This is a genomic window from Bradyrhizobium sp. CCBAU 53421 (assembly GCF_015291625.1).
Classification (GTDB): domain Bacteria; phylum Pseudomonadota; class Alphaproteobacteria; order Rhizobiales; family Xanthobacteraceae; genus Bradyrhizobium.
In genome coordinates, this window is record NZ_CP030047.1 from 1594886 (window position 1) to 1620324 (window position 25439).

The 25439-nt window shown below is 63.5% G+C and carries 23 protein-coding genes and 1 tRNA gene; 11 read left to right on the plus strand and 13 right to left on the minus strand.

Annotation, left to right across the window (positions count from 1 at the left end; genetic code table 11):
* Positions 1-50 precede the first annotated feature (50 nt).
* The gene (locus tag XH92_RS07505) at positions 51-2504 is read left to right on the plus strand and encodes a heavy metal translocating P-type ATPase (protein WP_194458667.1); all 2454 of its coding nucleotides are present in this window, start codon (positions 51-53) and stop codon (positions 2502-2504) included.
* A 175-nt stretch (positions 2505-2679) separates the two neighbouring features.
* Here XH92_RS07505 and XH92_RS07510 read toward each other — a convergent pair whose 3' ends face one another.
* From XH92_RS07510 to trxB, 3 genes are all read right to left on the minus strand, one after another.
* Positions 2680-3594 carry a 4-hydroxy-tetrahydrodipicolinate synthase gene (locus XH92_RS07510; RefSeq protein ID WP_194458668.1) on the minus strand — a complete coding sequence of 305 codons (915 nt, stop codon included), beginning with the start codon at positions 3592-3594 and terminating at the stop codon, positions 2680-2682.
* Between the two features lie 572 nt (positions 3595-4166).
* Positions 4167-5087 carry a LysR family transcriptional regulator gene (locus tag XH92_RS07515; protein WP_028344089.1) on the minus strand — a complete coding sequence of 307 codons (921 nt, stop codon included), beginning with the start codon at positions 5085-5087 and terminating at the stop codon, positions 4167-4169.
* 2 nt (positions 5088-5089) lie between these two features.
* The gene (gene trxB, locus XH92_RS07520; RefSeq protein ID WP_194458669.1) at positions 5090-6055 is read right to left on the minus strand and encodes a thioredoxin-disulfide reductase; all 966 of its coding nucleotides are present in this window, start codon (positions 6053-6055) and stop codon (positions 5090-5092) included.
* 282 nt (positions 6056-6337) lie between these two features.
* Here trxB and XH92_RS07525 point away from each other — a divergent pair, with 282 nt between their 5' ends.
* The gene (locus XH92_RS07525) at positions 6338-6817 is read left to right on the plus strand and encodes an Lrp/AsnC family transcriptional regulator (protein WP_092124130.1); all 480 of its coding nucleotides are present in this window, start codon (positions 6338-6340) and stop codon (positions 6815-6817) included.
* Between the two features lie 114 nt (positions 6818-6931).
* Here the strand turns inward: XH92_RS07525 and XH92_RS07530 are convergent, their stop codons facing one another.
* A complete protein-coding gene (locus XH92_RS07530; protein WP_194458670.1) occupies positions 6932-8137 on the minus strand; it encodes an alpha/beta hydrolase in 1206 nt (401 codons plus the stop codon).
* 409 nt (positions 8138-8546) lie between these two features.
* Between XH92_RS07530 and XH92_RS07535 the strand changes: the two genes are divergently transcribed.
* The 4 genes from XH92_RS07535 (at position 8547) to XH92_RS07550 (ending at position 11043) form a co-directional block, all read left to right on the plus strand.
* Positions 8547-9089: a GDSL-type esterase/lipase family protein gene (locus XH92_RS07535; RefSeq protein ID WP_246788306.1), complete on the plus strand. Its 543-nt coding sequence runs from the start codon at positions 8547-8549 to the stop codon at positions 9087-9089.
* Between the two features lie 198 nt (positions 9090-9287).
* Positions 9288-9872 carry a protein-S-isoprenylcysteine O-methyltransferase gene (locus tag XH92_RS07540; protein ID WP_194458671.1) on the plus strand — a complete coding sequence of 195 codons (585 nt, stop codon included), beginning with the start codon at positions 9288-9290 and terminating at the stop codon, positions 9870-9872.
* A 180-nt stretch (positions 9873-10052) separates the two neighbouring features.
* A complete protein-coding gene (locus XH92_RS07545) occupies positions 10053-10247 on the plus strand; it encodes a hypothetical protein (RefSeq protein WP_092126756.1) in 195 nt (64 codons plus the stop codon).
* Between the two features lie 265 nt (positions 10248-10512).
* Positions 10513-11043: a hypothetical protein gene (locus XH92_RS07550; protein ID WP_246788529.1), complete on the plus strand. Its 531-nt coding sequence runs from the start codon at positions 10513-10515 to the stop codon at positions 11041-11043.
* A 220-nt stretch (positions 11044-11263) separates the two neighbouring features.
* Here XH92_RS07550 and XH92_RS07555 read toward each other — a convergent pair whose 3' ends face one another.
* The 5 genes from XH92_RS07555 to XH92_RS07575 form a co-directional block, all read right to left on the minus strand.
* On the minus strand, positions 11264-11659 hold the full coding sequence (locus XH92_RS07555) for a DoxX family protein (protein ID WP_194458672.1): 396 nt from the start codon (positions 11657-11659) through the stop codon (positions 11264-11266).
* 342 nt (positions 11660-12001) lie between these two features.
* Positions 12002-12475, minus strand: coding sequence for a transcription elongation factor GreA (gene greA, locus XH92_RS07560; RefSeq protein WP_089025704.1), 474 nt, complete (start codon positions 12473-12475; stop codon positions 12002-12004).
* A gap of 198 nt (positions 12476-12673) precedes the next feature.
* Positions 12674-16138 (minus strand): carbamoyl-phosphate synthase large subunit, encoded by a 3465-nt coding sequence (gene carB / locus XH92_RS07565; protein WP_194458673.1) that lies wholly within the window; start codon positions 16136-16138, stop codon positions 12674-12676.
* Between the two features lie 323 nt (positions 16139-16461).
* A tRNA-OTHER gene (locus XH92_RS07570) sits at positions 16462-16537 on the minus strand.
* A 77-nt stretch (positions 16538-16614) separates the two neighbouring features.
* A complete protein-coding gene (locus tag XH92_RS07575; RefSeq protein WP_194458674.1) occupies positions 16615-17304 on the minus strand; it encodes a class I SAM-dependent methyltransferase in 690 nt (229 codons plus the stop codon).
* Positions 17305-17430: 126 nt separating this feature from the next.
* On the opposite strand from XH92_RS07575, the gene XH92_RS07580 reads away from it, so the two are divergent.
* Positions 17431-17970 (plus strand): Dps family protein, encoded by a 540-nt coding sequence (locus XH92_RS07580; RefSeq protein WP_194458675.1) that lies wholly within the window; start codon positions 17431-17433, stop codon positions 17968-17970.
* 170 nt (positions 17971-18140) lie between these two features.
* Here XH92_RS07580 and XH92_RS07585 read toward each other — a convergent pair whose 3' ends face one another.
* The 4 genes from XH92_RS07585 to carA form a co-directional block, all read right to left on the minus strand.
* Positions 18141-18662, minus strand: coding sequence for a hypothetical protein (locus XH92_RS07585; protein WP_194458676.1), 522 nt, complete (start codon positions 18660-18662; stop codon positions 18141-18143).
* A gap of 72 nt (positions 18663-18734) precedes the next feature.
* Positions 18735-19832: a mandelate racemase/muconate lactonizing enzyme family protein gene (locus XH92_RS07590; RefSeq protein ID WP_194458677.1), complete on the minus strand. Its 1098-nt coding sequence runs from the start codon at positions 19830-19832 to the stop codon at positions 18735-18737.
* A gap of 124 nt (positions 19833-19956) precedes the next feature.
* The gene (locus XH92_RS07595) at positions 19957-20454 is read right to left on the minus strand and encodes a PaaI family thioesterase (RefSeq protein WP_194458678.1); all 498 of its coding nucleotides are present in this window, start codon (positions 20452-20454) and stop codon (positions 19957-19959) included.
* A gap of 148 nt (positions 20455-20602) precedes the next feature.
* A complete protein-coding gene (gene carA, locus XH92_RS07600; RefSeq protein ID WP_194458679.1) occupies positions 20603-21796 on the minus strand; it encodes a glutamine-hydrolyzing carbamoyl-phosphate synthase small subunit in 1194 nt (397 codons plus the stop codon).
* A 161-nt stretch (positions 21797-21957) separates the two neighbouring features.
* Between carA and XH92_RS07605 the strand changes: the two genes are divergently transcribed.
* The 4 genes from XH92_RS07605 (at position 21958) to XH92_RS07620 (ending at position 25412) form a co-directional block, all read left to right on the plus strand.
* A complete protein-coding gene (locus tag XH92_RS07605) occupies positions 21958-22659 on the plus strand; it encodes an alpha/beta fold hydrolase (protein WP_194458680.1) in 702 nt (233 codons plus the stop codon).
* Positions 22660-22717: 58 nt separating this feature from the next.
* Complete coding sequence (locus tag XH92_RS07610; protein WP_194458681.1) at positions 22718-23173, plus strand: GatB/YqeY domain-containing protein; 456 nt, start codon at positions 22718-22720, stop codon at positions 23171-23173.
* 170 nt (positions 23174-23343) lie between these two features.
* Positions 23344-23811: a hypothetical protein gene (locus XH92_RS07615; RefSeq protein ID WP_194458682.1), complete on the plus strand. Its 468-nt coding sequence runs from the start codon at positions 23344-23346 to the stop codon at positions 23809-23811.
* An 80-nt stretch (positions 23812-23891) separates the two neighbouring features.
* Positions 23892-25412: an FAD-dependent oxidoreductase gene (locus tag XH92_RS07620; RefSeq protein ID WP_194458683.1), complete on the plus strand. Its 1521-nt coding sequence runs from the start codon at positions 23892-23894 to the stop codon at positions 25410-25412.
* Positions 25413-25439: the final 27 nt, after the last annotated feature.

Genomic DNA, 25439 nt, shown 5'->3' on the forward strand with positions numbered 1-25439 from the left:
CCCTAGGGTATACAAATCAAGAGGCCGGGATACCGGCCGGGAAGAGTTTCGTGGCACACGCAGAGCACGACCATTCGCACGCGGATCATCACCATCATGGCGCGGCCGCGCATTCCTGCTGCGGCGGCAAGCACGGTCACGACACCACTCCGGCCGAGGCGGCGTTCGCGATCGATCCGGTCTGCGGCATGAAGGTCAACCCGGCGACCGCCAAGCATCGCTTCAGCTACCACGGCGAGGAGTATCTGTTCTGCAGCGGCCGCTGCCGCGAGCGCTTCGAGGCCGAGCCGGAGAAGTATCTCCAGCCGCGCGAGGCGGAGCCGCCGATGCCGGCCGGCACGATCTACACCTGCCCGATGCATCCCGAGGTGCGCCAGGTCGGTCCCGGCAGCTGCCCGATCTGCGGCATGGCGCTGGAGCCCGAGCAGATCTCGCTCGACGACGGGCCGGATCCCGAATTGATCGATATGACGAGGCGGTTCTGGATCGGTCTCGCGCTGACCCTGCCGGTGTTCGTGCTCGAGATGGGCAGCCATCTCGGGCTGATGCATCTGGTGCCGCAGGGCTGGTCGAACTGGATCTCGCTCGTGCTGGCGACGCCGGTCGTGCTGTGGGCCGGCGCGCCGTTCTTCGTGCGCGGCTGGCAGTCGCTTGGGCTTGATCCCGAAAAGTGGCTTTCCGGTTTTCGGGTCAGATCAAGCCCCACTGAAAAGCGCACCCGCAATCTCAACATGTTCACGCTGATCGCGATGGGCGTTGGCGTTGCCTATGTCTACAGCGTGGTCGCGACGCTCGCGCCGCAGCTGTTTCCGCCGGCGTTCCGCGACATGCATGGCTCGGTCGCGGTGTATTTCGAGGCGGCGGCCGTGATCACCGTGCTGGTGCTGCTTGGGCAGGTGCTGGAGTTGCGCGCCCGCGCGCAGACCTCGGGCGCGATCCGCGCGCTGCTCGGTCTTGCGCCCAAGACCGCGCGGCGCATCACCGATCACGGCGACGAGGACATCGACATCGACGCGATCAAGGTCGGCGATCGTCTGCGCGTGCGCCCGGGCGAGAAGGTTCCGGTCGACGGCGTCGTCATCGAGGGCAGCGCGGTCATCGACGAATCCATGGTGACGGGTGAATCTATGCCGGTCACGAAGGCGGAAGGTGCGAGCGTGATCGGCGGCACGGTCAACCAGAGCGGCGGCCTCGTGATGCGCGCCGAGAAGGTCGGTCGCGACACCATGCTGTCGCGGATCGTCGACATGGTGGCAAAGGCGCAGCGCTCGCGCGCGCCGATCCAGCGGCTCGCCGACCGCGTCGCCGGCTGGTTCGTGCCGGCGGTGATCGCCGCCGCCGTGCTCGCCTTCATCGCCTGGACGGTGTTCGGCCCCGAGCCGCGCCTGACCTTTGCGCTGGTTGCCGCCGTCACGGTGCTGATCATCGCCTGTCCGTGCGCGCTGGGACTGGCGACGCCAATGTCGATCATGGTCGGCGTCGGCCGCGGCGCGCATTCCGGCATCCTGATCCGTGATGCGCAGGCGTTGGAGCGGATGGAGGCGATCGACACGCTTGTCATCGACAAGACCGGCACGCTCACCGAGGGCAAACCGAAGGTCGTGCGCATCATTGCCGCCGAAGGCGTCGACGAGAATGACCTGCTGCGCCTTGCTGCCAGTGTCGAGCAGGGCAGCGAGCATCCGCTGGCGCAGGCGATCATCGCGGCGGCCAGGGAGCGCAAGCTGGCATCCACCGCCGTCAGCAATTTTGCCTCGCCCTCCGGCAAGGGCGCGACCGGCACGGTCGAGGGCAAGCAGGTTGCGCTCGGCAATGCCGTGCTGATGGGTGAGTTGAAGATCACAACGTCGGCGCTGGACCAGGCGGCCGAAGCGGCACGGCGCGACGGCGCGACCGCGATCTATGTCGCGGTCGATGGCCATATCGCCGGCGTGATCGCGATCGCCGATCCGGTCAAGCCGTCGGCGGCCAGCGCGCTGCAGGCGCTGCGCACCGAGGGCCTGCGCATCGTGATGTTGACCGGCGACAACGAAACCACCGCGCGCGCGGTGGCGAAGACGCTTCGTATCGACGATGTCGAGGCCGGCGTGCTGCCGGAGCGCAAGAGCGAGGTCGTGCAGCGGCTGCGCGGCGAGGGCCGCACCGTCGCGATGGCGGGCGACGGCGTCAACGACGCGCCGGCGCTCGCTGCGGCCGATGTCGGCATCGCGATGGGCGGTGGCACCGATGTCGCGATCGAAAGCGCCGGCATCACGCTGCTGACCGGCGACCTGATGGGTCTCGTCCGGGCGCGGCGACTGTCGGTCGCGACCATGCGCAACATCCGCCAGAACCTGGCGTTCGCCTTCGTCTACAACGCCGCCGGCGTGCCGATCGCGGCCGGCGTGCTGTATCCGCTGTTCGGCATCCTGCTGTCGCCGATGGTCGGCGCGGCCGCGATGGCGCTGTCCTCGGTCAGCGTGATCGGCAACGCGCTCAGGCTGTCGAGGGTGAAGCTGGATTGAGCTTTCTTACCTCGCCCCGCTTGCGGGGAGAGGTCGGCGCGTAGCGCCGGGTGAGGGGACTCTCCACGAGTCCATCTCTTGCCGTGTATTGCGGAAACAGCCCCTCACCCCGACCCTCTAAGAGCAAGCTTCGCTTGTCTCGACCCCGTAAGAACGGGGGGAGGGAGAAGAGCGATCACGCCGGCAGCAGAAGCTGCGCGCGGCGCTCCCTCTCGGCATCGAGCCAGGTCGCGAGATCCTCGCTCACCTCGACCATCGGCAGCCGCACCTCGGGGCTGTCGATCAGTCCCTGCCGCCACAGCCAGTGCTTGGCCGGCGCAGGGCTCGGTTCGGCGAACAGCAGCCGGGTCAGGCCGACGACGCTCTGCCACGCGGCCAGCGCCGCGTCGCGCTTGCCCTGCTTCAGCAGCGTGCGGATCGAAGCGAACGTGTCGGTCTCCAGATGCGCGGAGAGCAGGATGGCGCCGTCGGCGCCATCCGACAGCGCATCGAAGGTCTGCGCATCCTCGCCGGTCAGCACGCGGAAGCCGGCAGGCCGCCGGTTGAGGAAATCGATCGACTGCGCGCGGTCGGCGCAGCAATCCTTCATGCCTGCGATGTTGGGATGCTCCGCGAGCGCCAGCAGCGTCTCGTTGGTCAGGTTGACCGCCGTGCGATAGGGAATGTTGTAGAGCACGATCGGCCACGATGCGTGATCGGCCAGCGCGTTGAAGTGCCGCACCAGCCCGCGCTGCGAGGGTCTGATGTAATAGGGGCTCGCGATCAGATAGCCGTTGATCGGCCAGTCGGCCGTGTCGTCCAGCGTCTCCTTCATCCTGGCGGTGGAGGCGCCGGAGAGCCCGAGGCAGACCGGCAAATGGCGGGAGTTGGCACTGAGCTCGTCGAGCACGACGCTGACCAGCCCCTCAAGCTCGTTGGTGCCGAGCGCCATGCCTTCTCCGGAGGTTGCACCGAGGATGAAGCCGTCGACAGGGCCGCCGGCATAGTGCCGCACGAGGCGGCGCAGCGAGGTGACGTCGAGTTCGCCGTCGCGGAACGGCGTGATCAGGGGCAGCCAGAGGCCCTGCAATTGCTGGTGAAGCTGAGTCATGTTCCATCTCCTTGAGAAGGCAAAGCCGGAGACGGGACCAATAAAAAACCCCGTCCAGGCGGCGGGGTTTCGGGATCGGTTTGAATGCGAAGGTGATCTTATCGCGCGCGATCTCGTGTCCCCGGGAGGGGAGCTTTTTTCGACGACAGAACGGCGCGCGAAGTCGTGATCATGGGCCAATGATGCTGCGCTGCGAGGTTGTTGTCAATGCACATGCTGACCGTGACGTGCGGCACGCTCGCGCGTGACATCGAGATGAAAGGACTTGGAGGTGATAAAGACTTGGAGGTGAACAGACTTGCGGATGAAAAAAAGCCGGGCTCGAGTGAGCCCGGCTTAAGGTATTGGCCACGTGAGGCCGACACAATCACCTTCCAAGAGGGATTACTGAACTTCCGCGCCACTGGAGGAGGGGGACATATGCGCGACGCGAACGCTCAGCGTGTGAGCACTATGATCCCCATCGACGGCATGCAGCAACTATCCAGGTCGCATGTCAGTCATGCGGAGATTCAGGGGCCTCTTGGGGCAGCGCCGAAGGCCTATAAACCAGTCCTATAAGGTCGGCTTAATCAGGACGGCCAGCGCTGCGCCTTGCTCACGACGAAGTCGCGGAACACCTGCACTCGGGCTACCGTCTTCAGCTCTTCCGGATAGACGAAGTAGGTGTCGAGCGCGATCGAGTCGGACTCGCCGAACAGCTGCACGAGGTTGTTCTGTTCGACCAGATAGTCCGGCAGCGCGGCGATGCCGAGGCCCTGCTGGCAGGCGCGCACGAGGCCGAGGATGTTGTTGACCTTGAAGTAGGGTTCGCGCGGACCGGAGCCGTTGCGACCGGCATCGATCAACCAGCTGCGGTTCTGCAGATGCGGTGGCACCTGCGAGTCGCCGAGCATGATGATGCGGTGCGAGTCGAGATCATCCAGCGTCCGCGGCGTGCCGAAGCGCTTGATGTATTCCGGCGAGCAATAGGCGTGGAAGCCGATCGAGAACAGCTTGCGCTGGATCAGGTCGGGCTGGGTCGGCTTGCGGGTGCGGATCGCAACATCCGCTTCGCGCATCGACAAATCGAGATCCTCGTCGGTGACGATCAGCGATATCCGGATGTCCGGGTAAAGCGCGGTGAATTCGTCGAGCCGCGGGATCAGCCAGTTGATGCCGAGCGCCGGCGGCGTTGTGATCTTGAGGTCGCCGCTCGGCCGCTCGCGGCTGTCGGTGAGCTTGGCGCGCGCCGCCTGCAACTGCATGAACACGTCATGTGCGGTGCGGAACAGCAGGTCGCCCTGCTCGGTGAGGATCAGGCCGCGGGCGTGGCGGTGAAACAGCGAGACCGAGAGCTCCTGCTCCAGCGCGCTGACCTGGCGGGAGACCGCCGATTGCGACAGGCCGAGCTGCTCGCCGGCATGGGTGAAGCTGCCAGCCTCCGCCGCTGCGTGAAAGACCTTCAGCTTGTCCCAGTCCATGTCCGTAAATCCGTCGCGAGATCGTGCCATGATTATTCCGCCGCTGCGCGGTCGCTCGCGCGAAGAGCTATGAAGCGTTCGGCCTCGAGCGCCGCCATGCAGCCGAGACCGGCGGCGGTGACCGCCTGCCGAAAGGTTTCATCCGCCACGTCGCCCGCGGCGAACAGGCCGGGCATCGAGGTCGCGGTGGAGTTCGGCGCCACCTCGACATAGCCCGACGGTTTCAGCTTGATCTGGCCTTTGACGAGCTCCGTCGCCGGCGCATGGCCGATCGCGATGAAGACGCCGTCGGTCTTGAGGTCGGTCAGCGCGCCGGTCCTGACGTTCTTCAGGCGCACATGGGTGACCTTGTTCGGGCTCTCCGTACCGCAGATCTCGTCGATCGCGGAATCCCACACCACCTTGATCTTGGGATGCTTGAACAGTCGCTCCTGCAGGATGCGCTCGGCACGGAAGTGATCGCGGCGATGCACGATGGTGACCTGCGAGGCATGATTGGTCAGGTACAGCGCTTCCTCGACCGCGGTGTTGCCGCCGCCGACCACCACGACTTCCTTGCCGCGGTAGAAGAAGCCGTCGCAGGTCGCGCAGGCCGATACGCCGCCGCCCTGGAACTTTTCTTCCGAGGGCAGTCCGAGCCAGCGCGCCTGGGCGCCGGTGGCGAGGATCACGGTTTCTGCGAGATAGACGTCGCCGGAATCGCAGGTCAGGCGAAACGGGCGCTGGCCGAGTTCCAGCTTGTTGACGAGATCGGTGACGATCTTGGTGCCGACATGCGCCGCCTGCTTCTCCATCTGCTCCATCAGCCAGGGGCCCTGGATCACATCGGCGAAGCCCGGATAGTTCTCGACGTCGGTGGTGATGGTGAGCTGCCCGCCCGGCTGGATGCCCTGGATCAGGATCGGTTCGAGCATCGCGCGTGCCGCGTAGATCGCTGCGGTGTAACCGGCGGGGCCGGACCCGATGATGACGACCTTGGCGTGGACAGGCGCGGGCATTAGCTGATCCCTCTCTGCTGGGGACTTTGACGGGGACTTGTGTGGGAAGCACCCCGGAAGCGGGTCACGGCGGTGCTAAAAGTGTCAAATCCAAGTCTAGGATATCTGGGAAGCTATGCAAGATTTGCAATCCATGGCAGCGATTTTTCCCCGGAACTGAAGTCACATTCGCGAAATCATGCGCTGCACGCGCAATAAAATTGCGCAACGCTGGCTGGCTGCGCTATGAGAGTTGCCGGCAGACCTGCCTAGCCTTCCAAACCCTTAGGGAACCCAAGTCGCGTGTCGAAGAACCTTGACGAGATCGACCTCAAAATCCTCGCCGAGATCCAGGCCGATGGCCGAATCACCAATGTGGAACTCGCCAAACGCGTCGGAATCTCGCCGCCGCCCTGCCTGCGCAGGGTCCGGGCGCTGGAGGAGGAAGGTTACATCCAGGGATACCGCGGCCTGCTCGACCCGCGCCGCCTCGGCTACGACGTCACCGTGTTCGCCTCGGTGCATCTGTCGAGCCAGGCCGACGCCGATCTGCGCGCCTTCGAGAATTTCGTGCGCGCCGAGCCCCTGGTGCGGGAATGCTGGATGCTGTCGGGCGAAGTCGATTTCATCCTCAAATGCGTCGCCCCCGACATGGCGACCTTCCAGGATTTCGTCACCCACCTGACCGCCGCACCGCATGTGCGCAACGTCAGGACCTCACTGGTGCTGCACAATTCGAAATACGAAGCCGCGGTGCCGCTGGATCTCAAGGCTGCCGGATAGCGCGCGGCGGCGCGTCATTTCGGGGCGATGCGCCGGCATCGAACCAGGGTGCGCAACTACGCGTCTGACGTCTGGTGTCAACGCGCTATGGTTTGAGCTTGGTGAAGGGTCTTCTCAGCAACCTCGGGCTGTCATCACCGAACCGTTTGCCTCGAATAGTCCAACAGCCCCGGACGGTGAAGTCGCGACGTTGAACGCGAGCGGGCCGCAAGTAATCATGCAATAGTCGTAAACCGAGCGCCGGTCGTTTCCCATCAAGAACTGATAGTGCATCTGCATAAAGTCGAATCGGTGACGTCTGAAGCGGACCGGATCTATCATTGAATGTATCTGGACACGCCGAATCTTCGGGCGCCCGTCTGAATGGTCTCGACCGATACGTTTCAGCGTGACGGGGTCGAAGCGATAGAAACTGATTGCGTCGTCTCGTGCCTGGTATTCGACCCAGTCAATGGCCGTCGTTCCGGCTACCAGTTGTGCCGCTTCCCGTATTTGGTTGCCCATCGGGTGCAATGAGAATTTAGGGATGGTGGCGCCTACCGTGAGGATGCATAGCTTCGGTCCGTGCGTTGCAAGCAGAGGATCCAGCTTTAGCGCGCGCGCGACCGCTGCTACTGAGAGCGCAGCGCCGAGGGAATGGCCGACGATCAGAATTTCATCGACTTCTGCGGCCCGAGCTGTGTTTGCGATCAGCGCCGCAAAATCGTCGAGTCGTTTATCAATTTCACTTCTTCGCCCGTAAAGAAACTGGTGGGAAAAAATAGCGTCATCGAGAATGTGATTTATCCGACGCTTGGGTCCAATCCAGAGCACCGAGCCGATGAAGATGGCAAATGCTAGAACAATGCCAAGCGGCAATTGCCCGACCCAGGATGTAGCGGGCACTAGCCTAACGACCAGATATGATAGCCCGACGCTGCAAAATGCGATCAACAGCAAACAGCAGTATGGAAAGAGGAAAAAGAGAGCATATTTCCAGCTTGCGATCGCATATCTGAAGACTGTTCCGGTCAAGATGAAATCGAAGAGCGCGACCGCGGACTGAACCAGCCGAGGCACCAGCCTGACCCCGGAATCGCGCCGGATGAGATCATCCCAGCGCAGCATCTCAAGGGTGATGTAGGTCTTCCAGTTTGGTCCCCATGCTTCCAAGTTGCATGAAGCATTAATTGCGGATGCGTTCGAGATTTCCGATAGCCGTGAAGAAGCGCCCCAAATCTCATCAAGGCTCGACAGCGAGCGGCGCAAGCGTTCAACCTGCCTTTCCGGAGTGATTGGATCGTAACCACCAATGTGGAAGACGTGCCGTCGTTGAATCATCTAGCAACTCGAAATCTGCATGGAAGCCAGTGGCCACCCATTCTGGGAAATGGAATAGACACTCTACTAGGGAACTCGCACGACGTTGATCCCGAATCCTTGGTGAACCTGACATGGATGAGGCGGATCCCGCCCTATTAAATTACCACTCCATCCGCGATGGTGGCACTCATTGAGATTGGCCATGATCAAAAAAGTGCAGCGATCGGATCCGCTGGCATGCGCCCACGACAACGCCAGAGCTCTTCGACCCCGGTGTTGCCGAAGCTTCCTCCAATTCTAGCAAGACGCCTAACAGACAGTTCGATGGCGGCGTTTGACGCACCAACTGAGGCCGGACGTTGCGTCTCTGCTGGAGCCCGGTGTCGGTGTATATTTATCCTTGGCACTTTAGCCGGTGAGGCAGCTGGTGACGACGTTCAGGAAATGCTCAATCGCCATAGCTGTGTGTGTGCTGGCGACCGTGTGCGCCGGCTTCACAAAGCCTGTTCGCGTCGTGGCGGTCGGCGCCAGCAACACGCAAGGCTGGTACGTTGGAAAGCAGGGCGCTTACCCAGCCAAGTTGGAATCCCTGCTGAGAGAGAAGGGCGTCAATGCGAACGTCGTCAATGCGGGCGTTCCCTTCGATACTACAGCCGGCATGCTCAAGCGCATTGATCGCGATGTGCCAACGGGAACCGACATCGTAATCTTGCAGCCTGGAGGCAACGACAGGCGTTTCCTGGTTACGATGGAGCAGCGGGCGGCCAACATCGCCGCGATGGAGCGGCGGTTGCGTGATCGCGCCATCAAAGTGATCGTGTACGACGAAACGATTCCTCCGCAGTATTACGCTTTTGACTTCATTCACCTCACGGCTGACGGCCATGCTTTCATTGCGTCGCAGTTACTCCCGCGAGTGTTGGCGATGATAGACGGGAGAGCCATCCCGGCCTCGCCGCAGGCGAGATAGAGCCCAGCGACGCCTCCGCCTTGGATTCGAGCGGTCGCACGGCCAACTTATCAGTGGAAACGACCTGCAAGCCCTGTATGATTGTTTCATGTTGGTCGGTGGATTTGTTTCGGTCAAATCTCAGACGCTTGCTAAGAACGGCGCCCTTTCGATGGTCGGCAGAGGAGACGCGCCAGCGAAACGAGCCCTTGGCCCACGATGACGCCTGACATTGCCAAGTTCGTGTTTATCATGATGGCGGTCGGTTGGTATCTCATCCGCTACAGGTACGCGCGTCGTGCTCGCCGTGAAAAGGTCTTGCGGAGCGCCCGGGGTGCTCGCGAAAACACCCTGCTGCTGATATCGCTCACCGGTCTCGGCATTGTGCCGTTCGTCTACATCGCAACGGCCGCACCTCATTTCGCATCGTACGTCTTCCGGCCGGCTCAAGCCTGGCTGGGCGTTTTCGTGGCGGTTGCGGCGCTGATCATGTTCCGGCTGACCCATCGAGCTCTTGGTCGGAATTGGTCAATAAGTCTCGACGTGAGGGAAAATCACCACCTGATCACAGATGGAATCTATCGAAAAATTCGGCACCCCATGTATTCCGCATTCTGGCTTTGGGCTGTCGCCCAGGCATTGCTCTTGCCGAATTTGGTGGCCGGTTTCGCTGGCCTGATCGGGTTTGGGACGTTGTTTTTCGGCCGGGTTGCCAGAGAAGAACAGATGATGCTGGAAACATTCGGCGACGAGTATCGCGTGTATATGGCACGGACCGGACGCATTATGCCGAGGCTGTTCTGAGCCGGCGATACGAGGTCGGTCTCGCCGGCCCCTGCACGCAAAGCGATCATTCCGTGTCGTTTTTGCCACATCTGGCAAAGAAAGGACCGTCCGAGCGTAAGCTTTGGTACAGCGTTAATTGCGCCGTAGCCGTCAGGCGGTATGGTGCTCAGACTCAAGCGGTCCATCTCGGAGATCACGATGTTGAAATTTCTGGTTGCTGGAGTTGCTACATTCGGTTTCATGGCTGTAGCCAGTGCGGCTGACCTTCCTCGTCCGCAGCCGGTCGCCGAGCAGGCTCCGATTGGCAAGATGCCAATTGGCAAGTATCCGGTTGGCAAATATCCGGTCGGCAAGACCCCGGTTGGAAAAGCTCCGATCGTAACGAAGGGCTAGATCGAGGATCGTCCGGACAAACGCGCTTCTTCAGCCTTTTGATGAAGGCGCTGTTCGGGGGTGAAGTTTTGCCCTGAGTGAGGGTCTGAAGGTGCCGAAATCGAATCGGAAACGGGGCGGCCTTCGGCTGCTTGCCGGAATTGGTATCGTCATGGCTTCCGCGACTTTGGAAGCCGGCATCAGTCATGCGCAGCAATTGGCTGCCCAGACCGATCAAGCCCCGCTGCAGCAGGATAAGCCGCGTAAGCCGTTGTCAAGGTCCGTCATGGCAACGGCCGTTGTTGGACCGAGTGCTTCTGTTTCTGGAGCAGACGTCAAGCCGGCGCGAAGGTCTGTAGCCAAAGGGCCGTATTACGTGGACTTTCGTGCCCGCACGGCAGCTTCTTACGGGCACGCCTTCGTTTGGTACGGCAAGACAAGCGAGAAGATGGTCGACGTTGCGGGGCTGCACCCGGCGGGCGACGTCCTGCCTTATGTGCTGGGACATCTGACGTGGGTGCCCTCCGAGACGGGAGCAAGCTACGGCGACCTGGACGTACAGTATTTGACGGCCAGCTATCGCGTGTATTTGAGCGAGGCCGACGCGAAAAAGGTCTTTGCGTATATCAAGCATCTTCAGGCGACCTCGCCTCTCTGGAACGCCGAAACTACCAATTGCACGGCTTTTATTGGTCGCATAGCGAGCTTCATGGGTTTGAAGACCCCATTTCATTTGCAGAAGCCCGAGGATTACGTAAACCAGTTGAGAGACATGAACGGCGGGCGCCAAACGGTGCAGCTTGTGTCTGATCCTTAGTTCTCCCGCAACTGGGCAAGGCCGTTATCGCGTACAGGCTGGTCGCATTGGAGCAGGCATCCCGTGCGAACGTGTAAGCTTTTTCGTGTTGGTTCCATCACGCACAGTGTCCTCAGGCTCTCCTGACTACTTTCGCACTGTTCGACAGATTGCCGCTGTAGTTGCGGCGTAGCCGCGAAGAACCCGTCCCAACCGAGCGGGACGGGTCCCAGCGATGTTGTTACCTCTTCCCCATTGCAGCATCGACGCTGATCGGGCCTGGGCCCGAGGTCGCGAGATACAGGCAGGCAAAGCAGAACGCGATCGCCAGACTGCCGTTGTTGAGCAGCGGATAGAAGCCTTTTGGGAAGTGGCCGATGAAGTAGGCGAAAGCCATTTCACCCGCCAGGATGAAGGCCACGATCCGTGAAAACAGGCCGATCATCAGCAGTCCGCCCAAAATCAGCTCGAGCGTGCCGGCAGCTCCGATCAACGAAAACAGTTCGACCTTCTCGAACATTGTCCCGGGCGGGAATTTGAGAAGCTTGGCGACGCCGAACTGAAACAGCAGCAGTCCGGTGATGAACCGGAACAGGCTGAGCGCCACCGGCTGAAACTTGGATAACATCTGGTCCATTGTCATTTACCCCCTGTTTGACACACTGGAACGTTGCACGAAGCAGAAGCACACGGTGTCCGCCACCGGAGCGTGATGTCAACACCTCGCGCCTGGAATCATTCCTCGCGCGATGGCAGGTGAGAGACAACGCGGCGGTGACACGGTGACGCGCAGTGATGCGTGTTGCGACGCAATCGTCAGCCCGAACTCCGTCCCCCGACATGATTATACTGCATAAGCATGTCACGGCCTGCCTAGTCTGGACCGCGGCGCCTCTCCACTCACATTGCCGTCAGAGTGCGGGCATAAAAAAAGCCGCGTGCAACACGCGGCTTTTCTGCACCAGTCACGTCAAGGTAACTACCGCCACTCGACCTTGGTGATCTCGTAGGCCTTGGCGCCGCCCGGCGCCATCACTTCAACGGTGGTGCCCTTCTTCTTGCCGATCAGCGCGCGCGCGAGCGGCGAGGTGATGGAGATGCGGCCCTTCTTGGCGTCGGCCTCGACCTCGCCGACGATCTGCCACACCGCCTTCTTCTCGGTGTCCTCATCGATCAGCGTCACGGTCGCGCCGAACTTGATGGTGTCGCCGGACAGTTTCGAAATGTCGATGATGTCGGCGCGCGCGAGCTTGTCCTCGAGCTCCGCGATGCGGCCCTCGTTGTGCGACTGCTCTTCCTTGGCAGCGTGATACTCGGCGTTCTCCGAGAGATCGCCGTGCGAGCGCGCTTCCGCAATGTGTTCGATGATGCGCGGACGATCCTCCGACTGGCGTCGCTTCAACTCGTCCGTCAGCGCGGCGTATCCGCCCGCGGTCATCGGAACCTTATCCATCATCTTCGTCCTTCATCGTGCGCGCCCGGCGGCCGTGCACGAAATATCCAGTTCAGCTAACGCAGGAATCAGGGCGCCAACGCGCCCGGAAGCCCAGTGATATTCGGCCCCGCTAAGGGCCGTGACAACATCCAATCGCGCGGTGAGTTCCAGCCATTCGGCTAATTGACCGCTTCGGGCCTTCAACCCGGGCAGCGATCAGCTTTCGGAAAAGTAACTCTGAAGCGTGCGGACCTCAAGGTCCCCGTCCCGATAGGCCCGGATCCCCCGTGCGGCCGCCACCGCGCCTGAAAGAGTGGTGTAATATGGCACTTTATGCAAGAGGGCAGCCCGCCGCAGCGAGCGGCTGTCGGCCAGTGCCTGCGGACCTTCGGTGGTATTGAAGACCAGCTGGACGTCGCCATTGGTGATGGCGTCGACGATGTGCGGACGGCCTTCGAGCACCTTGTTCACCTTTTCCGTCGGCACGCCGTTGTCGCTGAGATAGCGTTGCGTGCCCGAGGTCGCCATCACCTTGAAGCCGAGCGAGTGCAACAGCCGCACCGCATCCGCGATGCGCATCTTGTCGTCGCCGCGCACCGAGACGAATACCGTGCCCTGCCGCGGCACGCGCGTGCCGCCGCCGAGCTGGCTCTTTGCGAACGCGACCTCGAAGGAGCGGTCGATGCCCATCACTTCGCCGGTCGAACGCATCTCCGGTCCGAGCACGGTGTCGACGCCGGGGAAGCGCGCGAACGGGAACACCGATTCCTTCACGCCGACATGCTCGAGCTTCTTCTTCTTCAGCTTGAAATCGGCGAGCTTCTCGCCGGCCATGATCCGCGCCGCGATCTTGGCGACCGGGGTGCCGATCACCTTGGCGACGAACGGCACGGTGCGGGATGCGCGCGGGTTGACCTCGAGCACGTAGATCTCGCCGTCCTTGATGGCGTACTGCACGTTCATCAGGCCGACGACGTCGAGGCCGAGCGCGAGCTCGCGGGTCTGCCGCTCCAGCTCCTCGATGGTCGCCGCGTCGAGTGAATGCGGCGGCAGCGAGCAGGCGGAGTCGCCGGAGTGGATGCCGGCCTCCTCGATGTGCTCCATGATGCCGACGATGAAGGTGTCCTTGCCGTCGGAGAGGCAGTCGACGTCGACTTCGGTCGCATCCGACAGATAGCGGTCGAACAGCAGCGGGTTCTTGCCGAGCACGGTGTTGATCTGCCCGGTCTTGTCGTTCGGGTAGCGTGCCTTGACGTCGGCAGGCACCAGCTCGGGCAGGGTGCCGAGCAGATAATCGTTGAGCTGGGTCTCCTCGCGGATGATCTGCATCGCGCGGCCGCCGAGCACGTAGGACGGGCGCACCACGAGCGGCAGGTCGAGATCGGCGGCGACCAGGCGGGCCTGCTCGACCGAATAGGCGATGCCGTTCTTCGGCTGCTTGAGGCGCAGCTTGTCGAGCACGCGCTTGAAGCGGTCGCGGTCCTCGGCGAGATCGATCGCGTCAGGCGAGGTGCCGAGGATCGGCACTTCGGCGGCTTCCAGCGCGCGGGCGAGCTTCAGCGGGGTCTGGCCGCCGAACTGCACGATCACGCCGTGCAGCGTGCCGTTCTTGCGCTCGGTCGCGACGATCTCCAGCACGTCTTCGGCGGTGAGCGGTTCGAAATACAGCCGGTTGGCGGTGTCATAGTCGGTCGACACCGTTTCCGGGTTGCAGTTGACCATGATGGTCTCGTAGCCGGCGTCCTCGAGCGCGAAGCAGGCGTGGCAGCAGCAATAGTCGAACTCGATGCCCTGGCCGATGCGGTTCGGCCCGCCGCCGAGGATGATCACCTTCTTGCGGTCGGACGGCGCGCTCTCGTCGGCAAGCTCGCCCGCGAACGGCCGTTCATAGGTCGAATACATGTAGGCGGTGGGCGAAGCGAACTCCGCCGCGCAGGTGTCGATGCGCTTGAACACCGGGCGCACCCCGAGCGCGTGGCGCTTCGCGGTGATGTCGGCTTCGGTGGTGTCGGTGAGCACGGCGAGCCGCGCATCCGAGAAGCCCATCGCCTTCAGCATCCGCATGCCGAACGCGTTCGGCGGCAGGCCGTTGCTGCGGACCTTGCCCTCCATCTCGACGATGGCGCGCATCTCCGCCAGGAACCAGGGGTCGATCTTGCAGGAGTTGAAGATCTCCTCGTCGGTCCAGCCGAGCCGCATCGCCTGCGCGACCTGCAGGATGCGGTTCGGCGTCGGCGTGCCGAGCGCGGCGCGGATCGCGTTCTTGTCGTCGCCGCGGCCGAGCCCTTCGATCTCGATTTCGTCGAGGCCGGTCAGGCCGGTCTCGAGCCCGCGCAGGGCCTTCTGCAGGCTCTCCTGGAAGGTGCGGCCGATCGCCATCACTTCGCCGACCGACTTCATCGACGTGGTCAGCGTGGAGGAGGCGCCGGGGAATTTCTCGAATGCGAAGCGCGGAATCTTCGTGACGACGTAATCGATGGTCGGCTCGAACGAGGCGGGGGTGGCGCCGCCGGTGATGTCGTTGGCGATCTCATCGAGCGTGTAGCCGACCGCGAGCTTGGCCGCGACCTTGGCGATCGGGAAGCCGGTGGCTTTCGACGCCAGCGCCGACGAGCGCGACACACGCGGATTCATCTCGATCACGACCATGCGGCCGTCGACCGGGTTGATGCCGAACTGGACGTTGGAGCCGCCGGTCTCGACCCCGATCTCGCGCAGCACCGCCAGCGAGGCGTCGCGCATGACCTGGTATTCCTTGTCGGTCAACGTCAGGGCCGGCGCGATGGTGATGGAATCGCCGGTATGCACGCCCATCGGATCGAGGTTCTCGATCGAGCAGATGATGATGCAATTGTCCTTCTTGTCGCGCACCACCTCCATCTCGTACTCTTTCCAGCCGAGCACGCTTTCCTCGATCAAGACCTCGTTGGTCGGCGAGGCGTCGAGCCCGCGCTCGATGATGTCGAGGAATTCTTCCTTGTTGTAGGCGATGCCGCCGCCGGTGCCGCCCATGGTGAAGGAGGGGCGGATGATCGCGGGCAAGCCAATCTCCGACAGCGCCATCAGCGCCTCGCCGAAGGCGTGCTCCTGGTAGCGCTTGCGGCGCTCGTTCTCGCCCAACGTCCACTGCCGCTCGAGCTCTTCCAGCGCCGCGCCGGACAGCTTCTCCCGCTCGGCAAGATATTTGTCGCGGTAGGACTTCTTCAGCGCCGAGGCGTTGGCGAGCCGCGACTTGGGCGTCTCCAGCCCGATCTTGGTCATGGCCTCGCGGAACAGCTGGCGGTCCTCGGCCTTGTCGATGGCGTCAGCGGTGGCGCCGATCATCTCGACGTCGAACTTGTCGAGCGTGCCCTGACGGCGCAGCGACAGCGCGCAGTTCAGCGCGGTCTGGCCGCCCATGGTCGGCAACAGCGCGAAGCCGCCCGGGATGACGTAGCGCTCCTTCTCGATGATCTTGCCGACGATCTCGGGCGTGATCGGTTCGATATAGGTGGCGTCCGCCAGTTCCGGATCGGTCATGATGGTGGCCGGATTGGAATTGACGAGGACGACGCGGTAACCCTCTTCCTTCAGAGCCTTGACCGCCTGCGTGCCGGAATAGTCGAATTCGCAGGCTTGGCCGATCACGATGGGACCGGCGCCGATGATCAGGATGGTGGAGATGTCGGTTCTTTTGGGCATCAGCTCTCGCGGACTGGAATTTGGGCACAAAAAAAGGGCGCGCTTCCCGCGCGTCCCTCGAGCCATGCGCTACATTTTGTAGCGCCGGAAGCGCGATCCCTCGCGCGCGGGTGGTCTTTAGACCAGTTTCCGCACCCGCGAAACCCCCAAAAGCGCCCAATCAAGCGCGATTCTGGGGGAAATTCCTCATTCGACGTATGCTCGGTTGGGGGTGCTCGTGTGGGGGAGGGATCTACCGGCCCGGCTTCGCCCTGCGGGCTACGCCGCGGCAGCCTTCGCCACGAGACGGCTTGCCGAGCCGAAGCTGCGTGAGCAGCGAAGGCTGGAGGCCCGGCCTGGATTTGAACCAGGATAAACAGTGTTGCACCACTGCCGCGTCGACGCTTCCGCCACCGGGCCGAGCGGATCATTGCTGATTATTTCAGCCGCCGCTACGTTTACTTTTGGTTAACCCTAATATCTTGCACAACCTTCGGTCAGTGGTGCGCCACGAATGTCATCCGCCACGGATTGTGCCCGATGTTGCGCGGCGCGCGCGTGGCGTCAAAGCCGGCGGCGGCGAGCTTCGCGATCATCTCGTCCTCGCGATAGCGCTGCAGCCCGATCCTGGTGCGCAACTGCCGGTAATCGGACAATGCGGTCGAGGCGAGCCCGATCAACGCATCGCGCAGGAAGCCATGGGTCGCCGCAAAGCGCAGCAGCGCGATGACGTCCCTCGCCATGCCGATTTCGGGCCGCAGGATATCGCCGAGCACGAAGCGGCCCGACGGCTTCAGCAGGCGGTGGATCACGTCGAATGCGGCGTCGAGCTCCTGCGGCGTCATGTATTGCGCAACCGAGTTCATCACCACGAGGTCGATCGAATCAGCCGCCATGTTCTTCAGCTCATCGAGCGAGCGGACGCGGATCCTGGTGTCGGACGCAAAGCGCGCGACCAGGCGGCCGCGCACGCCGGGCGCCGGCTCCGCCAGATAGAGCTGGGCGCAGGCATTGGCGACCTTCGCCGCCGACAGCGCCTCACCGCAGGCATAATCCAGCACCACGGCGTCGGGCGAGGGGATGTAGCCGATGATGTCGTTTGCGATGACCTGGAAATGCAGGTCGCGGTGCAGTCGGCTCGCATAGATCGTATGCGTGGAATCGTAATAGTCGATCCATTCATCCATCGCGTTTCGTATCCGGCAGAACGGGTCCCTGACTTCCAGGAACAGGTGGGCTGATGATGCGTTAGCGGTCCGGCGGCCAATGTTCAATGCGCCGAAATACGGGGGTTCCTAACAGGAAGGTCCAACGTGAGCAAAGCCAACAGTAACACCAAGACCGACAAGATATCGCCCGATCTCGGCACGCCGAGTGATCTGCCGCAATCGGCGGTGGATTCGATCTCGGCCTCGCTCAACACGCTTCTGGCCGACGCCTTCGCGCTTTACCTGAAGACCAAGAATTTTCACTGGCACGTCAGCGGCCGGCATTTCCATGATTACCATTTGTTGCTGGACGAGCAGTCGGACGCGATCTTCGCGACGACCGACCAGCTCGCCGAGCGGGTGCGCAAGCTCGGCGGCGCGACGCTGCGGTCGATCGGCGACATCGCCAGGCACCAGACCATCAAGGACAATGACGAGGCTTATGTCCCGCCGCGCGAAATGCTGCGCGAGCTGATGGAAGACAACAAGCACATCGCGGCGGCGATGCGCAAGGCGCACAAGCTCGCCGACGACCACGAGGATTCCGGCACCGCCGGCCTGCTCGAAACCTTCATCGACGAAACCGAGCGCCGCACCTGGTTCCTGTTCGAGGCAAGCCGCCAGGAAGGCAGCAACGCGGCTTGACTTTCACCCTCTCCCCTTGTGGGAGAGGGTGGCTTCGGTGCGGTTAGCATCGAAGCCGGGTGAGGGGTCTCTATCCGCGGATGCAGACCCCTCATCCGGCTCGCATCTGCCGATGCGCGCCACCTTCTCCCACAAGGGGAGAAGGGAAGCAGGCAGCATCGCCTGAACCACTATCGCTTCCAAAGCCGCACCAGCGGCCCATCCTTGCCCATCACCGGATCGGTCGTGGGAATCGCAACCAGCGGGATCGTCTTCAACGCCTTGACGTGGTTCTCCGGCGTCGGCCGTTGCAGGTCCATCGGCGGGCCCGGCGGATAGGCGCCGACCACGCTGAAGTCGCCGCTCGCCGACAGGCATTGATGCCCGGTGCCGGCCGGCAGGATCGCGACGTCGCCGGCGGCGATCTCGAGCGCACGCCCGCGCGCGCCGCCGAACTGCACGCGCGCGCTGCCGCGGGCGACGCCCAGCACCTCGTGCACGGTGGCGTGGTAATGCGCGAAGTCGTAGACGCCGTTGCGCCACATCGCGCCCCAGCCGTTGTCGCCGAACAGTCGTTCGATCGTGGCCTCGGGATTTTTGCCGACGTCGACCGTGCCCTTGTAGACCAGGAACGGCATCGGATTGTTCGGCACCAGGCCGTCGTCCTGAAAGACGAAGGTCAGCGGTTCGGCATCGGGATTCACGACCGGCATGGCGGCTCTCCAGCGTTGCGAGCAGCGATGATATCAGGACAGACCAAGCCGTCGGTCCGGTAACCGTTCCCGCTAGATCCTGAACTTCAGCACCTCGTCCTTGAATCTGAGCCCGTGCCCCGGCCGCTCCGGCGCGGTGATCATGCCGTTGGCGATCTCCGGCGGGTCGACCCAGAGGTCGTCGATCAGAGCCATGTTCTCGCACCAGATGCCGTTCGGGATCGAGGCCAGCAGATGCACATTGAGTTCGGGGAACAGATGCGGCGCGATGGTGATGCCGAACGTGTCCGCGAGCGCCGCGATCTTGCGCAGGTCGGTCATGCCGCCGCGCATCGGGTCGGGTTGCAGGATCGGCAGGCAGGGGTTGAGGAAGAACGGCCGCAGATCGTAGCGCGTGAAATGGGTCTCGCCGCCGACGACGCGCATGTCGAGCGCCGCCGCGATGCGCTGGTAGCCGGCGAAATCATCGGCCGGCACCGGCTCTTCCAGCCAGTAGATATCGTACTTCTCGAACTTGCGTCCCATCTCGATGGCGACATCGGCGCTCCAGCCCATGTTGACGTCGATCATGATGTCGATGTCGGGCCCGAGCGCCTCGCGCATGCGGCGCACATTGTCGAGGTCCTGCGCCGGCGTGTGCACATGCGCGACCTGCATCTTGATCGCCTTGTAGCCCTGCTTCACGAAATGCAGCGCCTTCTCGATCATCCCGTCGCCGCCGGCGCCACGGAAGCAGCCGGAACCGTAGACCGGGATCTCCGAGCGATAGTGTCCCCACAGCCGGTGCAGCGGCAGGGCGGCGCGCTTTCCCACCGCATCCCACAGCGCGATGTCGAGCGCCGACATTGCCATCGCGGCGATGCCGCCGCGGCCATAGGTCATCGTCGCCGTCCACAGATCGCGCCAGATCGCCTCGATCGCGGTGGCGTCCTTGCCGATGACGCGCGGGATGATGCACTCGTCGAGACAGGCCGCGATCGCTTTCATCGCTGGGCGGAACACGAACAGATAGCCCATGCCGGTGATGCCGCCGGATGTCTCGACGTCGCAGATCAGGATGTCGCGCGTCTCGCCGAGCGCTGCGCCCTTCAGCCAGCGGTCGTCGGCCCAGGGCAGCCGCAGCATGGTGACGCGGATGTCGCGGATGGTCATGTCTGGATTGGCTGTCATCGGGCGTTCCCTTGATTTACCGGATCATGTTGCCTGATCTCGGACGGGGAAACTCAATCACAGAGCGCTGCCGCCAATCCAGCGCGCTTCGTCATGGCTCCAATGCGCCAGGACGCGGTCGCCTTCAGGCGTTCTTGGGGAGCTCGAACACCATGCAGGTCGTGGTCGCGTGCGCGATCAGCTTGCCGTTTTGATCGGTGATGCGGCCTTCGGCGGTTGCGGCGCGGCGGCCGGCGTTGAGCACCCGGCCCTCGGTGCGGATCTTGCCGGTGTCCTGGCTCATGCCGCGGACGAAGGAGATCTTGAACTCCAGTGTGGTGTAGCCCGACCCTTTCGGCAGTGTGGTCTGCACCGCGAGCGCCATCGCGGAATCGAGCAGGATCGCGACATAGCCGCCGTGCACCGAGCCGATCGGATTGTAGTGGCGCAGGCCGGGGACGCTGTGGATCACCACATGGCCCGGCTCGGCGGTGCAGTCGAACGGCTCGACGTTCTCCATGATCGGCGGCTCCGGCAGGGTGCGGGCGAAGATGCCGCGCACGAAGTCGAGCCCGGGCATCGACGCCATCAGCTCAAGTGAGGAGACGCCGTAGGTCGGCTTCGGGGCGGTGCTGTCGGTCATGTCGGGCAATCCTGCTGCGTGATGATCGTCATCATATGACGAGTAGCTTGGCGGCGTCGGCCCATGCAAGGCGTGACAAAAGATCATGCCCGGACCAGGTGGTCCGGGCATGCGGTATTCCATGAAAGGCTGCGCTTAACGCCGCGATCTACGCGGCCTGCTTCTTCTTGCGCATCAGATCGGCAAACCGCTGGAACAGATAATGCGAGTCGCGCGGGCCGGGCGAGGCTTCGGGGTGGTACTGCACCGAGAACACCGGCTTGCCCTCGAGCGCGATGCCGCAATTGGAGCCGTCGAACAGCGAGATATGGGTCTGGGTCGCGCCGGCGGGCAGCGTCGTCTGGTCGACCGCGAAGCCGTGGTTCATCGAGGTGATCTCGACCTTGCCGGTGGTCTCGTCCTTGACCGGATGGTTCGCGCCGTGATGGCCCTGATGCATCTTCATGGTTTTGGCGCCGACCGCGAGGCCGAGCATCTGATGGCCGAGGCAGATGCCGAAGGTCGGCGTCCCCGAAGCGATCACCTTCTGGATAACGGGCACGGCGTATTTGCCGGTCGCGGCGGGATCGCCGGGGCCGTTCGACAGGAACACGCCGTCCGGCTTCATCGCCAGGATGTCTTCGGCCGCCGTCGTCGCCGGCACCACGGTCACCTTGGCGCCGACGCCGGCGAGCAGGCGCAGGATGTTGCGCTTGATGCCGTAGTCGATCGCGACCACGTTGAACTCCGGTGCGGTCTGCTGGCCGAAACCCTTGCCCCACACCCAGGGGGTCTCATCCCAGGTGAAGCGCTGGCCGGACGTGACCATCGGCACCAGATCCATGCCCTCGAGGCCGGGCCATTCGCGGGCCTCCTCCTTCAGGGCGTGCAGGTCGAACTCGCCGCTCCTGGAATGCGCGATTACCGCATTGGGCATGCCCTTGGAGCGGATCAGCGCGGTCAGCGCGCGGGTGTCGATGCCGGAGAGGCCGATGATGCCGCGGGCCTTCAACCACTGGTCGAGGTGGCGGGTGGCACGGTAATTCGAGGGATCCGTGATCGCCGAGCGCAGGATCACGCCGCGCGCGCCGGGCGTCGCGGCCATGTTCACCGTCTCGATGTCTTCCTCGTTGGTACCGACATTGCCGATATGCGGGAAGGTGAAGGTGATGATCTGGCCGGCATAGGACGGATCGGTGAGGATCTCCTCATAGCCGGTCATCGCGGTGTTGAAGCAGACCTCGCCGACGGCGTGGCCTTCCGCGCCGAGACCGAAGCCTTCCAGCACGGTACCATCGGCGAGCACAAGGAGCGCGGTCGGTTTGTGGTCCGGCCAGGCGGGAGCGTTTTCGGGGGTTGTCATGAGCCCTTTAAATAGTCGCCGCACCCTGCGGCGTCAAAGCGAAAGGGCGCGGATTCACACGGCAATGTTCGCCGATTTGACAGGCCGGAACGGCCTTTTAATCTAAAGTTCCTTGAAGCGGCCGTTTGCTTGCCGAAAATGACCCGGTCCGGAGCTCTCGCATGGACAACACGATGCCGATCCTGCTCGTCCCGGGCCTCATCTGCTCGCCGCGGATTTTTGCCCCGGTCATTCCGGCGCTGTGGCGCTGCGGGCCGGTCACGGTCGCCAACCATGTCAGGGACGACAACATGGGGGCGATCGCCCGCCGGATCCTGGCCGAGGCGCCGCCGCGCTTTGCGCTCGCCGGGCACTCGATGGGCGGCTACATCGCCTTCGAGATCATGCGGCAGGCACCGGAGCGGGTCGCGAAACTGGCGCTGATGAGCACTCAGGCGAGGCCTGATACGCCGGAAGCAACCGCGCGCCGCCGCGGCATGATCGAGCGTGCCAGAACCGGTCAGTACCGGAGCGTGGTCGACGAGCTGTTTCCGGGCTTCGTGCATCCGTCGCGGCAGGGCGATGCAGGCCTGCGTCAGGCCGTTTATGACATGAGCGAAGACGTCGGCGCCGAGGCCTTCATCCGCCAGCAAAACGCCGTGCTCAGCCGGCCGGATTCGCGGCCGAGCATGGCCTGGATCAAATGCCCCACTTTGGTGCTGACGTCGGATACCGACAACACCGTGCCGAACGCGTTGTCGGACGAGATGGCCAACGGCATTCCCGGGGCAAAACTCGTCGTGGTCCCCAATTGCGGTCACCTGCCGCAGCTGGAGCAGCCGCAGGCCTGCGCCGACGCGCTGGTCGCGTGGCTGCGAAACTAGGTTGTCCAGCCGCTGCAAACTGCCTACATGACAGAATTACAGTTTTAAGGACATCAGGATGCTGCGCGACGACATCAACACTGCGGTCAAGGAGGCCATGAAGGCGAAGGACGAGCGCAAGCTCTCCACGCTGCGCATGGTCAATTCGACCATCAAGAACGCCGACATCGACGCGCGCGGGCAGGGCAAGCCGCCACTCTCCGATGCCGATCTGCTCGGCCTGCTGCAGAAGATGATCAAGCAGCGCCAGGAATCGGTCGAGCTCTACGACAAGGGCGGCCGCGCCGAGCTCGCCGCCCAGGAGCGCGAGGAGATCGCCGTGATCTCCGCCTACCTGCCGAAGCAGATGTCCGACGACGACGTGAAGGCCGCGATCTCAGCCATCATCGCCGAGACGGGCGCTGCCGGGATCAAGGACATGGGCAAGGTGATCGGCGCGCTGAAGGCGAAATACGCCGGCCAGATGGATTTCGGCAAGGCCAGCGGCCTGGTGAAGGCGGCGCTGTCGTCTTGATTTCGTAGCCCGGATGCAGCCAACGGGTCGCGCGAACGCGCGCCCGGTGACAGGCTCCACGAAATCCGGGCAAGTCTATCCGTTCGGCGAGGCGTCCCGGATCACGCTTCGCATCATCCGGGCTACGCATGACCCGCCTGTTAGGGTTAGGATAACAGCGGAGGCTTCCGGTGTTTCGTGTCGCGGCGGACAGTCTGGAGGCCTACCTCGCGTTCGATCCCGGCCGAACCGCGGATCTCGAACAAGTCCATGCGGTGATGCGAAAGGCCGCGCCTTCGCTCAAGCGGCACTTTCATGCTGGCACGCCGGCCGGCGAGGCCGGCATGCGCATGAACTTGATCGGCTACGGTCAGTTTCGCTACGCGATCAAGTCCGGCAAGACGGCGGTCTGGCCCGTGATCGGGCTGGCGCTGCAGAAGAACTACATCAGCATCTATGTCGCGGTGACCCGTAACGGCAAGCCGCTGGTGTCCTGCTATGCCGGCACGCTCGGCGAATTGCGGGCGGGCAGCAACAATTTCAGCTTCGAGGCGTTTGTTAACCTGAAAGCGCCCGCGGTTGCGGCGCTGTTCGCCGAGGCCGCCGATATCTTCAAGGCGGATCAGGAGAACCCGGTTCGCTACATGCAGGGAAGCTGACATCGGCTTGCCGAAAACGGCAGAGCCTCGTGAAAATGTCGCCCTCGAGGTGGAAGTCCTGGATAAACTGGAGACAGGCCATGGCCGATCAGCAAGCTCCTTCCGGTCCGGATCTGACACAAGGCGTGGCACTCTCGGACTTCCCGGGCACGATGTTGCTCGGCCATGTCGGCGACGAGGACGTGCTGCTGGTACGCTCGGGCGCGGATATCTTCGCCATCGACGCGCATTGCAGCCACTACCATGGCCCGCTCGCCGACGGCCTGGTCGAGGGCGAGACCGTCCATTGCCCCTGGCACCACGCCTGCTTTGATATTCGCACCGGTGAAGCCATCGCTGCGCCCGCCTTTGGCGCGCTCGCCGTCTGGAAGGTCGAGCGCAACGGCGATCGCATCATCGTGCGCGAGAAGCGCGAGCAGCCGAAACCCCGGATCAAGGGCCCGGTCGATGCGCCCGGCAGGATCGTGATTGTCGGCGGAGGCGCGGCGGGGTTTGCTGCCGCGGACATGCTGCGGCGGCAGGACTATCGCGGCAGCATCGTCATGCTGAGCGGGGAGGCCACACCGCCGGTGGATCGGCCGAACCTGTCGAAGGATTTCCTCGCCGGCAGCGCACCGGAAGACTGGCTGCCGCTGAAGCCAGATAGCTTCTACACCGACGCGGCGATCGATCTCAGGCTCCGGACCGAGGTCAAGTCGATCGACACCGGGCGCCGTAATGTTGTGCTCTCCGGCGGTGACGCCGTGCCCTATGACCGGCTGCTGCTGGCGACAGGCGCCGAGCCGATGCGGCTGCCGATCCCGGGCGAGGGCCAGCCCCACGTTCACGTGTTGCGCACGCTCGACGATTGCCGGGCGATTATCGCCTCGGCCGATGGCGCGCGCCGCGCGGTCGTGATCGGTGCGAGCTTCATCGGGCTCGAGGTTGCGGCCTCGCTGCGCGCGAGGGAGATCGAGGTCCACGTGGTCGGGCTGGAACAGCGGCCGCTGGAGCGCGTGCTCGGGCCTGAGATGGGCGATTTCGTCCGCGCGCTGCACGAGGAGCATGGCGTCGTCTTCCATCTCGGCGACACCGTGACCGCAATCGAGGGCAAGCGGGCGCACCTCAAGAGCGGGCCCGTACTCGATGCCGATCTCGTCGTGCTCGGTGTCGGCGTGAAGCCGCGGCTGGCGCTGGCGGAGGCCGCCGGGCTCGCCATCGATCGCGGCGTGAAAGTCGACGCCTACCTCGAGGCCAGCGCTCCCGGCGTCTACGCGGCTGGCGATATCGCGCGCTGGCCCGATCCGCACAGCGGCGAGAATATCCGGGTCGAGCACTGGGTGGTGGCCGAGCGCCAGGGTCAGACCGCCGCACGGAATATGCTTGGGCAGCGCGAAGTGTTCGATGCGGTGCCGTTCTTCTGGAGCCAGCATTACGACGTGCCGATCAACTATGTCGGCCATGCCGAGCAGTGGGATGAGATCGCGGTGGACGGCAGCATCGCCGGCCGGGATTGCCTGCTCCGCTACAAGCGCGGCGGGCGCGTGCTGGCGGTCGCATCGATCTATCGCGACATCGACAGCCTCAAGGCCGAGGTCGCGATGCAGCGGGCGGCAGCCTGACCGCTTTCCTGCAAGGAGGGGTTTGTG